The sequence below is a fragment of the Kocuria aegyptia genome (genome assembly GCF_039530085.1).
In the GTDB taxonomy this organism is placed as follows: Bacteria; Actinomycetota; Actinomycetes; order Actinomycetales; family Micrococcaceae; genus Kocuria; species Kocuria aegyptia.
Map to the genome: position 1 here is coordinate 1 of NZ_BAAAOA010000053.1, position 11,110 is coordinate 11,110.

Annotated in this window: 10 protein-coding genes; 7 read left to right on the top strand and 3 right to left on the bottom strand. The window is 71.5% G+C overall.

The window, feature by feature from the left end:
* A partial coding sequence (locus tag ABD220_RS17845) for a GntR family transcriptional regulator (protein WP_344124842.1) occupies positions 1-612 on the bottom strand: 612 nt, incomplete at its 3' end.
* A 193-nt stretch (positions 613-805) separates the two neighbouring features.
* Positions 806-1,477 (bottom strand): GntR family transcriptional regulator, encoded by a 672-nt coding sequence (locus tag ABD220_RS17850; RefSeq protein WP_344124843.1) that lies wholly within the window; start codon positions 1,475-1,477, stop codon positions 806-808.
* Between the two features lie 165 nt (positions 1,478-1,642).
* On the opposite strand from ABD220_RS17850, the gene glyA reads away from it, so the two are divergent.
* Genes glyA through purU form a run of 7 tightly spaced genes read left to right on the top strand, consistent with a single transcriptional unit; the run spans position 1,643 to position 10,355 of the window.
* Positions 1,643-2,938 carry a serine hydroxymethyltransferase gene (gene glyA / locus ABD220_RS17855; RefSeq protein WP_344124844.1) on the top strand — a complete coding sequence of 432 codons (1,296 nt, stop codon included), beginning with the start codon at positions 1,643-1,645 and terminating at the stop codon, positions 2,936-2,938.
* A complete protein-coding gene (locus tag ABD220_RS17860; protein ID WP_344124845.1) occupies positions 2,938-4,155 on the top strand; it encodes a sarcosine oxidase subunit beta family protein in 1,218 nt (405 codons plus the stop codon). The genes glyA and ABD220_RS17860 overlap by 1 nt, the downstream gene beginning before the upstream one ends.
* Before the next feature lie 26 nt (positions 4,156-4,181).
* The gene (locus ABD220_RS17865) at positions 4,182-4,469 is read left to right on the top strand and encodes a sarcosine oxidase subunit delta (RefSeq protein WP_344124846.1); all 288 of its coding nucleotides are present in this window, start codon (positions 4,182-4,184) and stop codon (positions 4,467-4,469) included.
* The gene (locus tag ABD220_RS17870; protein ID WP_344124847.1) at positions 4,466-7,381 is read left to right on the top strand and encodes a sarcosine oxidase subunit alpha family protein; all 2,916 of its coding nucleotides are present in this window, start codon (positions 4,466-4,468) and stop codon (positions 7,379-7,381) included. Before ABD220_RS17865 ends, ABD220_RS17870 begins: the two co-directional genes overlap by 4 nt.
* Entirely contained in the window at positions 7,374-8,054 is a 681-nt protein-coding gene (locus ABD220_RS17875) for a sarcosine oxidase subunit gamma (protein ID WP_344124848.1), read from the top strand. Before ABD220_RS17870 ends, ABD220_RS17875 begins: the two co-directional genes overlap by 8 nt.
* On the top strand, positions 8,054-9,457 hold the full coding sequence (locus tag ABD220_RS17880; protein WP_344124849.1) for an L-serine ammonia-lyase: 1,404 nt from the start codon (positions 8,054-8,056) through the stop codon (positions 9,455-9,457). Before ABD220_RS17875 ends, ABD220_RS17880 begins: the two co-directional genes overlap by 1 nt.
* Before the next feature lie 7 nt (positions 9,458-9,464).
* Positions 9,465-10,355: a formyltetrahydrofolate deformylase gene (gene purU / locus ABD220_RS17885; RefSeq protein ID WP_344124850.1), complete on the top strand. Its 891-nt coding sequence runs from the start codon at positions 9,465-9,467 to the stop codon at positions 10,353-10,355.
* Between the two features lie 537 nt (positions 10,356-10,892).
* On the opposite strand, the gene ABD220_RS17890 is transcribed toward purU, so the two are convergent.
* On the bottom strand, positions 10,893-11,110 hold a 218-nt coding region (locus ABD220_RS17890; RefSeq protein WP_344124851.1), incomplete at its 5' end, for an MBL fold metallo-hydrolase.

Genomic DNA, 11,110 nt, shown 5'->3' on the forward strand with positions numbered 1-11,110 from the left:
GGCCTCGGCCTGCTCCGCCTCGCCCGCCAGCACCGCGCCCAGCAGATCGCTGTGGACGGTGATGTGCTCCTGCAGCTGGGGGATGCGGTCCGCGACGACGCACCAGATCCGCGTGGCGAGGTTGCTGTAGCGCTCCAGCGTGACCTGCAGGTGGGAGTTGCCGGCCGCCGCGTAGATCGCCCGGTGGATCTGCACGTCCCAGCGCAGCGCCTCGTCCCTGTTCAGCCACTCGCTGCCGGCTGCGACCAGCCGGTCCCGCAGCTCCTCCAGCTGGCCCCGTGCGTCCCCGCCGCGCCGCTCGGCCGCCAGCCGGGCCGCGAGCGGCTCCAGCACCTCCCGCACCTGCGAGATCTCCGACAGCGCGGTGATGTCCACGGTGGTGGCGAACGTCCCGCGCCGGGAGTACGTGACCACCAGGTGCTCGGACTCGAGCCGCTTGAGCGCCTCACGCAACGGGGTCCGCCCGAGCTGGAGCTCCTGCGAGAGACGCCCCTCGTTGAGGGGGGCTCCCGGGGGGATGTCCAGGAAGATCAGGCGGTCCTGCAGCTGCAGGAACGCCCGGTCGGCGAGGGAGAGGGGCTCGTCCTGGACGGAGGCAGGGGTGCTGGACATGACGTGATGCGCGCTTTCCGTTCGCGGCCGGGGAGCTGCCGTGGGCGGACGCGCTCTCCCTGGAATGGCCTTGTCTCCTACCGTAGTCCCAACCACCGGCCCGTGCGGGCCGGCATGGGCGTCGTGCACCCCGTCCCGCAGTGCTCACGGCTCGGCTGGGTCGCCGGGTGGGACCCTTCCGCGCCGGGCGGGATCACAGGACGCTCCGCATCGTGCGCTCGAAGCTGGTCACGTGGTCGAGGGCGAGCTCGGCGGCCTCCTCGGCGTTCCCAGCGGCGATCGACTCCAGCAGGCCGACGTGCTCGTGCACGTGCCCGGAGACCGTGGGCACCCGGTCCAGCACCAGGCACCAGATGCGCGTGGCGAGGTTGTCCAGCCGCGTCAGGGTGTCCTCCAGGTGCGAGTTGCCGGTCGCCCGGTAGATCAGCCGGTGCACGCTGAGGTCCGCGCGCATGAAGGCCTGGTTCGTCGAGCGGTCGCCGGAGAGGTCGCCCAGGTCCTGCACCAGGGCGAGCATCTGCTCCCGGACGTCCTGCGGGGCCGTGAGCGCGGCCTTGCGAGCCGCGAGCGGCTCGAGAGTGCGGCGCAGCTCGGAGACGTCGGACAGTGCGGTGATGTCCACCTGCGTGGCGAAGGTGCCCCGCCGGGGGTAGGAGACCACGAGATGGTCCGTCTGCAGCCGCTTGAGGGCCTCCCGGATCGGGGTCCTGCCGATGCCCATCTCGGCGGCCAGGTGGCCGTCGTGGATCATGGCGCCCGGGCGGATCTCGAGCATGGTCAGGCGGTCGCGCAGCTGCTGGTAGGCCTGGTCGGCCAGGGACACGGGGGCCTCCGGACCGTACTCGGTGATGGTCGTGACGCTCATGACTTCCCTCCTGGATCGGGGCGGTGGATCGTGGCCCACGGCCGCGGTCGCCGGAGGCGGTCCGTCATCCATTGACACCCCGGCACCCCTAGCATACCTTTGAGCCACAGCTGATATATCAAACTCGTATCAGCATTGACATGCGATCCGTTTAGGAGCTCAGGGATGCCCGATCTGAACACTCACCTGGCCGAAGCCGACCCGGAGATCGCGGCGGCCATCGACCAGGAGCTGGTCCGCCAGCAGTCCACGCTGGAGATGATCGCCTCGGAGAACTTCGCTCCCCTGTCGGTGATGGAGGCGCAGGGTTCGGTGCTGACCAACAAGTACGCCGAGGGCTACCCCGGCCGGCGCTACTACGGCGGCTGCGAGTACGTCGACGTGGTCGAGCAGCTGGCGATCGACCGCCTCAAGGCACTGTTCGGCGCCGAGGCCGCCAACGTCCAGCCCCACTCGGGGGCCCAAGCCAACGCCGCCGCCATGTCGGCGCTGCTCGACCCGGGGGACACGATCCTGGGGCTGAACCTCGCCCACGGCGGACACCTGACCCACGGGATGAAGCTGAACTTCTCCGGCAAGCTCTACAAGGTCGCCGCTTACGGCGTCTCGGAGGAGGACCACCGCATCGACATGGCCGAGGTCGAGCGCCTCGCCCTCGAGCACCGGCCCCAGCTCATCGTCGCCGGGTGGTCGGCCTACACCCGGCAGCTGGACTTCGCCGAGTTCCGCCGCATCGCCGACGAGGTCGGGGCCTACCTGATGGTGGACATGGCCCACTTCGCCGGTCTCGTGGCCGCCGGGCTGCACCCCAACCCCGTCCCGTACGCGGACGTGGTGACCACGACCACGCACAAGACCCTCGGCGGCCCACGCGGCGGGGTGATCCTGTCGAAGCAGGAACTGGCGAAGAAGATCAACTCCGCGGTCTTCCCGGGCCAGCAGGGCGGCCCCCTCGAGCACGTGATCGCCGCCAAGGCCGTGGCCTTCAAGTACGCCGCGTCCCAGGAGTTCGCCGACCGCCAGGCGCGCACCCTGGAGGGCGCCCGGATCCTGGCCCGGCGGCTGCTCTCCCCGGACGTCATGGCCACCGGGATCAACCTCGTCAGCGGCGGCACCGACGTGCACCTCGTGCTCGTGGACTTGCGGAACTCCGAGCTCGACGGGCAGCAGGGCGAGGACCGGCTGCACCGCGTGGGCATCACGGTCAACCGCAACGCCGTCCCCTTCGACCCGCGTCCGCCCATGGTCTCCTCCGGCCTGCGGATCGGCACCCCGGCCCTCGCCACCCGCGGGTTCGGCGCCGCCGAGTTCACGGAGGTGGCCGACATCATCGCCGCGGCGCTGACCGGTGAGCTCACGGAGGAGACCACCCAGCAGCTGCGCGACCGCGTGACTGCCCTCGCCGAGCGGTTCCCGCTCTACCCGAACCTGACCACTCCCGTGCTGAACGGAGCCCTGTGATGGCCGACCTGCTGCCGGAGCACCCGGATTTCCTGTGGCACAACCCGGACCCGAAGTCCTCCTACGACGCCGTGATCATCGGCGGCGGCGGTCACGGGCTCGCGACCGCCTACTACCTGGCCAAGAACCACGGCATGACCAACATCGCCGTGCTGGAGCGGGGCTGGCTGGCCGGTGGGAACATGGCCCGCAACACCACGATCATCCGCTCGAACTACCTGTGGGACGAGTCCGCGGCGATGTACGAGCACTCCCTAAAGCTGTGGGAGATCCTGCCCGAGGAGCTGGAGTACGACTTCCTCTTCTCCCAGCGCGGCGTGATGAACCTGGCCCACACCCTCGGGGACGTGCGCGAGTCGATGCGCCGGGTCTACGCGAACCAGCTCAACGGCATCGACGCGGAGTGGATCAGCCCGGAGCAGGTCAAGGAGCTGTGCCCGATCATCAACATCGGGGACGACATCCGCTACCCGGTGATGGGGGCGACCTACCAGCCGCGCGCGGGCATCGCCAAGCACGACCACGTGGCATGGGCCTTCGCCCGCAAGTGCGACGAGATGGGCGTGGACATCATCCAGAACTGCGAGGTCACCGGCTTCATCAAGGACGGCGACCGGGTGGTGGGGGTGGAGACCTCCCGCGGGCGGATCAACGCCGGCAAGGTCGGGCTCTGCGGAGCCGGGCACAGCTCGGTCCTGGCGGAACTCGCCGGGTTCCGCCTGCCGATCCAGTCCCACCCGCTGCAGGCCCTGGTCTCGGAGCTGCACGAGCCCGTGCACCCGACCGTGGTGATGTCCAACCACGTGCACGTCTACGTCTCCCAGGCCCACAAGGGCGAGCTGGTCATGGGCGCCGGCGTGGACGCCTACACCGGCTACGGCCAGCGGGGCGCCTTCCACGTGATCGAGGAGCAGATGGCCGCTGCCGTGGAGCTGTTCCCGATCTTCGCCCGGGCGCACGTGCTGCGGACCTGGGGCGGCATCGTGGACGTCACCCTGGACGCCTCCCCGATCGTCTCCAAGACGCCGGTGGACCAGCTCTACGTCAACTGCGGCTGGGGCACGGGCGGGTTCAAGGGCACGCCCGGCGCCGGTTACTCCTTCGCCCACACCATCGCCAACGACGAGGCCCACCCGCTCAACGAGGCGTTCTCCCTGGAGCGCTTCGAGACCGGGATCCTCATCGACGAGCACGGCGCTGCCGCCGTGGCCCACTGACCCGCCCACCAGAAGGCAGGAACACCATGCTGCTGATCGAGTGCCCTTACTGCGGGGCCCGCGACGAGACCGAGTACCAGTACGGCGGAGAGGCCCACGTGCCCTACCCCGAGGACCCGTCCCAGCTCTCCGACCAGGAGTGGGCCGAGTACCTCTTCTACCGCAACAACCCCAAGGGCCTGCTCGCCGAGCGCTGGGCGCACACCGCCGGGTGCCGTCGCTGGTTCAACGTCGTGCGCGACACCGTGACCTACGACATCAAGGCCGTCTACCGCATGGGCGAGCCCGCCCCCCAGATCGGAGGTGTCCGGTGACCGACCAGACCTACCGCCTGCCCCCGGAGCGCAGCACCGCGAGCAGCATCGACCGCACGAAGCCGTTGAGCTTCACCTTCGACGGTGAGCAGGTCTCCGGCTACGCCGGGGACACCCTCGCCTCGGCCCTGCTCGCGGCGGGCCGGATCACCTGCGGGGACTCGTTGTACCTGGGCCGCCCGCGCGGGATCCTGTCCGCCGGCGTCGAGGAGCCCAACGCGCTCGTGAAGGTCGCCGCCCGCTCCGGCGTCGACGTCGACGAGTCCATGCTCACGGCCACGGCCGTGGAGCTGCACGACGGTCTCTCCGCCACCTACCTGCGCGGGCTGGGCCGGCTGGACCCGCGCACGGACGAGGCGGTCTACGACCGCAAGTACGTCCACACGGACGTGCTGGTGGTCGGGTCCGGGCCTGCCGGCCTGACCGCGGCCCGGGAGGCCGCCCGGTCCGGCGCCCGGGTGATGCTGATGGACGAGCAGCCCGAGGCCGGTGGGTCCCTGCTCTCCGGCCGGGACGAGGTCGTCGACGGCGTGCCGGCCCGCACCTGGGTGTCCGAGACCGCCGCCGCGCTGGCTGCGGCCCCGGAGGTCACGGTCCTGCAGCGCACCACGGTGATCGGCAGCTACGACGCGAACTACATCGTGGCCGTCCAGCGCCGCACCGACCACCTCGGCGGGCCGCCGTCCCCCGCGGTGTCCAGGGAGCGGATCTGGCACGTGCGCGCCCGCCAGGTGGTGCTGGCCACCGGGGCCCACGAGCGTCCGGTCGTGTTCGAGAACAACGACCGGCCCGGGATCATGCTCGCCGGCGCCGTGCGCACCTATCTCAACCGGTACTCCGTGGCCGCGGGGTCTCGCGTGGTGGTGACCACCACCAACGACTCCGCCTACGCCGTGGTCGCCGACCTCGTGGCCGCGGGCGTGGACGTCGCCGCCGTGGTCGACTCGCGCCCGGACGTCCAGGGGGGACCGGCCGCCGTCGTGGCCGCCACCGGGGTGCCGCTGTTCAGCGGCAGCGCCGTGGTCGACACCCTGGGCGAGGGCGAGGGCGGCCGCGTCAGTGGCGTCGTCGTCAGCGCCCTCGACGCGGACGGCAGCCTGACCGGAACCACCCGGACCCTCGAGGCCGACCTGCTGGCCGTCTCCGGCGGGTGGACCCCCGTGGTGCACCTGCACAGCCAGCGCCAGGGCAAGCTCACCTGGAACGAGCGGCTCGCCGCGTTCGTCCCGGCCGCCCCGGTGCGGGACCAGCAGACGGTCGGGGCCCTCAACGGCACGACCGACCTGTCCTGGTGCCTGACCGAGGGCGCCGCGGCCGGGGCCGAGGCGGCCCGTCGGGCCGGCTTCGACAGCACCCCCGAGACCCCGGAGGCGGAGAGCACGGAGTCCGAGCCCGTGCGTCCGCTGTGGCTCGTGCCGGGCCGCACCGGGGAGCCCGGCGAGTGGCGCCACCACTTCGTGGACCTGCAGCGGGACCAGACCGTGGCCGACGTCCTGCGCTCCGTGGGGGCGGGCATGCGCTCGGTGGAGCACGTCAAGCGCTACACCTCGATCTCCACGGCCAACGACCAGGGCAAGACCAGCGGGGTCAACGCCATCGGCGTGATCTCCGCGGCGCTGAAGGACCCGGACGTGGGCGGGATCGGCACCACCACCTACCGCGCCCCCTACACCCCGGTGGCCTTCGCGGCGCTCGCCGGCCGGCAGCGCGGCGAGCTGTTCGACCCTGCCCGTCGCACCCCCATCCACGAGTGGCACGAGGCGCGCGGTGCGCTCTTCGAGGACGTCGGGCAGTGGAAGCGGCCCTGGTACTACCCGCAGGCCGGGGAGGACATGGACGCCGCCGTGCTGCGCGAGTGCGCCGCCGTGCGCGAGAGCGTCGGGTTCATGGACGCCACCACCCTCGGCAAGATCGAGATCCGGGGCAAGGACGCCGGCGAGTTCCTCAACCGGGTCTACACGAACGCGTTCAAGAAGCTCAAGGTCGGCATGGGCCGCTACGGGGTGATGTGCACCGCCGACGGGATGGTCTTCGACGACGGCGTCACGCTGCGCCTGGACGAGGACCGCTTCCTGATGACCACCACCACCGGCGGCGCCGCCAAGGTCCTGGAGTGGCTGGAGGAGTGGTTGCAGACGGAGTGGCCCGAGCTCGACGTGGTGTGCACGTCCGTGACCGAGCAGTGGGCGACGGTCGCCGTCGTCGGCCCGAAGTCCCGGGCCGTGATCGCCAAGCTGGCCCCGGAGCTCGACGTCTCGCAGGACGCGTTCCCGTTCATGGCCTTCCGCGAGACCACCCTGGCCTCGGGGATCCCGGCACGGATCTGCCGGATCTCCTTCTCCGGGGAACTGGCCTTCGAGATCAACGTGGCCGGCTGGTACGGGCTCGCCGTGTGGGAGGCCGTGGCCGCCGCCGGGGAGGAGTTCGGCATCACCCCGTACGGCACCGAGACGATGCACGTGCTGCGCGCGGAGAAGGCCTACCCGATCGTGGGCCAGGACACCGACGGCACGGTCACCCCGCAGGACCTGGGCATGGACTGGGTGGTGTCCAAGACCAAGGACTTCATCGGCAAGCGCTCCTACGACCGGCCCAGCGCCACCAGCGAGGACCGCAAGCAACTCGTGGCCGTGCTGCCCGTGGATCCGGACCGCCGGCTGCCGGAGGGCGCCCAGCTGATCGTCCACGGCACGCCCGTCACCCCGCAGGAAGGTCCGGTGCCCATGGAGGGCCACGTGACCTCCAGCTACCGCAGCGCCGCCCTGGGCCGGACGTTCGGCCTGGCCATGGTGAAGAACGGCCGCAACCGCATCGGTGAGACGCTCCAGGCCCCGCTCGACGGTGATCTGGTGGACGTCGTCCTCGCCGAACCCGTGCTCTACGACCCCGAAGGGAAGCGCCGAGATGGCTGATCAGCTCATGACCGACGACGTCACCGACACCACGACCCTGCGCCGCAGCCCGCTCTCGCACCTCGCGGAGCAGATGCGCGCGCAGACCGTGACGGGCGAGCGGGGCGTGGCCCTGCGCGAGATCCCCTTCCTGACCATGGTGGGCCTGCGTGTGGTCCCCGGCACCGCACAGGCCGATGCCGTGGCCAAGGCGGCGGGGATCCCCCTGCCGACCGGCCACGGCCAGGTCACCGGCACGCCGGACGGCACGGCCGTGCTGTGGCTGGGCCCCGACGAGTTCCTGCTCGTCGGCCCGGAGGGCACCGGCCCCGCGGGGATCGCTCCCACCGGGGCAGGACGGGCGGACAAGGACGCCGGCACCGCCGCCGGACTGGCCCGGGCGCTGGGCACCGATCCGGGGCAGGCCGTGGACCTCTCCGCCAACCGCACCACGCTCGAGCTGTCCGGCCCCTCGGCCCGCTCCGTGCTCGAGAAGGCCTGCCCGGTGGACCTGCACCCCCGGGCGTTCACGGCCGGCACCGCCGTGGCCACGACCCTGGGACCGGTGCAGGTGCTGCTGTGGCAGACCGCCGATCAGGTGTACCGCATCCTGCCGCGGGCCTCCTTCGCGGACTACACGGCACGGTGGCTGCTGGACGCCATGACGGAGTACGCGGCTCCCGAGGTTCCCTGATGGCGCTGTCCGTCCTGGACCTGTTCTCGGTCGGCATCGGCCCCTCCTCCTCCCACACGGTGGGGCCGATGCGGGCCGCCCGGCTGTTCACGGAGGGCCTGGCCGGCGACGGTCTCCTCGACGCGGTCGCCAGGATCCGGGCCGAGCTGTTCGGCTCGCTCGGGGCCACCGGGCACGGGCACGGGTCGGACAAGGCCGTGATCCTGGGCCTGCAGGGCGAGGACCCGGAGACCGTGGACACCGACACGGCCGACGACCAGGTGCGGACGAGCACGGAGCGCGGGCAGCTGTGCCTGGCAGGGGTCCGGCCGATCGCCTTCGACCGGTCGCAGGACGTCGTGATGCACCGGCGCAGGTCGCTGCCGGCGCACCCCAACGGCATGACGTTCTCCGCCTTCGGGCCGGACGGCGAACTGGTGCGGGAGCGCACCTTCTACTCGGTGGGCGGCGGGTTCGTGGTGGACGGCGACGTGTCCGGGGCGGACCGCATCGTCCAGGACACCACCGAGGTGCCCTTCCCGTTCACCACGGGCCGGCAGCTCCTGGAGCACTGCCGGCGCGAGGGGACGTCGATCGCCGGGATCATGCTCGCCAACGAGCTGTCCTGGCGCAGCGAGGAGCAGCTCCGGTCGAGCCTGCTGCGCATCTGGGCCGTCATGCAGGAGTGCGTGGAGAACGGGTGCACGCGCACGGAGGCCCGGTTGCCCGGCGGGCTGAAGGTCCGCCGCCGGGCGCCGGCCCTGCGGGCCCGGCTGCGGGAGGCCGAGGCGGCCGCCGCCGCCGATCCCGTCCGTCCGGCGTCCGATCCGCTGCAGGCCATGGAGTGGATCAACCTCTACGCCCTGGCGGTCAACGAGGAGAACGCCTCCGGCGGGCGGATCGTGACCGCCCCGACCAACGGGGCGGCGGGCATCATCCCCGCGGTGCTGCACTACTACGCCCGGTTCATCGCCGGGGCGGACGAGGACGGCGTGGTGGAGTTCCTGCTGACGGCAGCGGCCGTCGGCATCCTCATCAAGGAGAACGCCTCCATCTCCGGCGCGGAGATGGGGTGCCAGGGCGAGGTGGGATCGGCCTGCTCCATGGCCGCCGCCGGCCTGTGCGCAGTGCTCGGCGGCACCCCGGAGCAGGTCGAGAACGCCGCCGAGGTCGGCATGGAGCACAACCTCGGGCTGACCTGCGACCCGGTGGGCGGGCTCGTGCAGATCCCGTGCATCGAGCGCAACGCGATCGCGTCCGTCAAGGCCATCAATGCCGCGCGCCTCGCCCTCCAGGGCGACGGCGAGCACACGGTCTCGCTCGACCAGGTCATCAAGACCATGCGCGAGACCGGAAACGACATGAAGATCAAGTACAAGGAGACCTCCCGTGGTGGATTGGCCGTCAACGTCATCGAATGCTGAGCAGCTCGTGCAGCCGCAGGCCGTGTCCACGGCACCGCCCTCGACGGAGCTGGTGCTGACCCTCGACTGCCCCGAGAAGTCGGGGATCGTGCACGCCGTCAGCGGCGTGCTGCTGGAGCACGGCTGCAACATCGTGGAACTGACGCAGTTCGACGACCGCAGGCTGGGCCACTTCTTCATGCGCGTCCACGTGGCCCCGGCGGACCCGGCCGAGGCCATCGACCAGGAGGCCCTGCGGAGGAAGCTGGCCCCGGTGGCCGAACAGTTCGGCATGCACTGGGAGCTCAACGAGCACCAGGCGAAACGGCGGGTCCTGGTGATGGTCTCCAAGTTCGGCCACTGCCTCAACGACCTGCTCTTCCGCGCCCGGACCGGTGAGCTGCCCGTGGACATCGTCGCGGTGGTCTCCAACCACCGGGACCACCAGCGCCTGGTCGAGTGGCACGGCATCCCGTTCTTCCACGTGCCCGTCACCCGGGACACCAAGCCCGAGGCGGAGGCGCGCCTGCTGGAGCTGGTGGACCGCTTCGAGGTGGACCTCGTGGTCCTGGCCCGCTACATGCAGGTGCTCAGCGACTCGCTGGCCACCCGGATGGAGGGACGGGTGATCAACATCCACCACTCGTTCCTGCCGTCCTTCAAGGGGGCCAAGCCGTACCACCAGGCCTACGACCGGGGTGTGAAGACCGTGGGCGCCACCGCGCACTACGTCAACGCCGAGCTGGACGAGGGCCCGATCATCGCCCAGCAGGTCGTGAACGTCGATCACACCTTCGGCCCCGAGGACCTCGTGGCCGCCGGCCGGGACACCGAGTGCAAGGCCCTGTCCGACGCCGTCAGGTGGCACTGCGAAGGGCGTGTCGTCCTGCACGGCAACCGCACCGTCGTCCTGCGCTAGAACTGCAGCCGGCCGGTCTGGAGATCCGGCGGCACAGCGGCACGAGAAGAGCCTCCGTGGTGGGTGCCCACCACGGAGGCTCTTCCCGTGCTCCGGACTTCCGGTACGGCTTACCTCGCGGCGGGCCCGTGGAGGTCTGTGGCACAGGGAGGCCCCGAGAGGTGCCGACGGCAGGCCTCCCCCACCAGCATGCCGTCCGTGCCCCCGGAGGTCTCGCCCCGGGAGATCTGGCCCCCGGGAGATCTGGCCCCCGGGAGATCTGGCTCCCGGGAGATCGCGCCCCGGGAGATCGCGCCCCGGGAGATCGCGCCCCGGGCGCTCATCAGCGGTGGTCGTCCCACGGCGCAGCCCCCGGTGTCGCTCCTCCCGGCCCGCCGGCTGGAATCGCCCGGAGCCGATGCCTGGAACCGATGCCCGGCCGGAGCAGGGACGCCGTCCGTGTTCGCGGCCGGGGACACGAACAGGACGATCCCCCCGGAGGCGGGTGCCTCCGGGGGGATCGTCCTGCATGCGCCGGCCGGAGCCGGTTCCCGGGCCTCAGTGGCCGCGGTCGATCCACTCCTGCAGGTGGGGGGCCTCGGCGCCGATCGTGGTGGTGTCCCCGTGGCCGGTGAGCACCTCCGTGGACTCCGGCAGGGTGAGCAGCCGCTCCCGGATGGAGTCGATGATCGTGGGGAAGTCCGAGTAGGACCGGCCGGTGGCGCCGGGGCCGCCCTGGAAGAGGGTGTCCCCGGAGAACAGCACCCCGCCCTCGC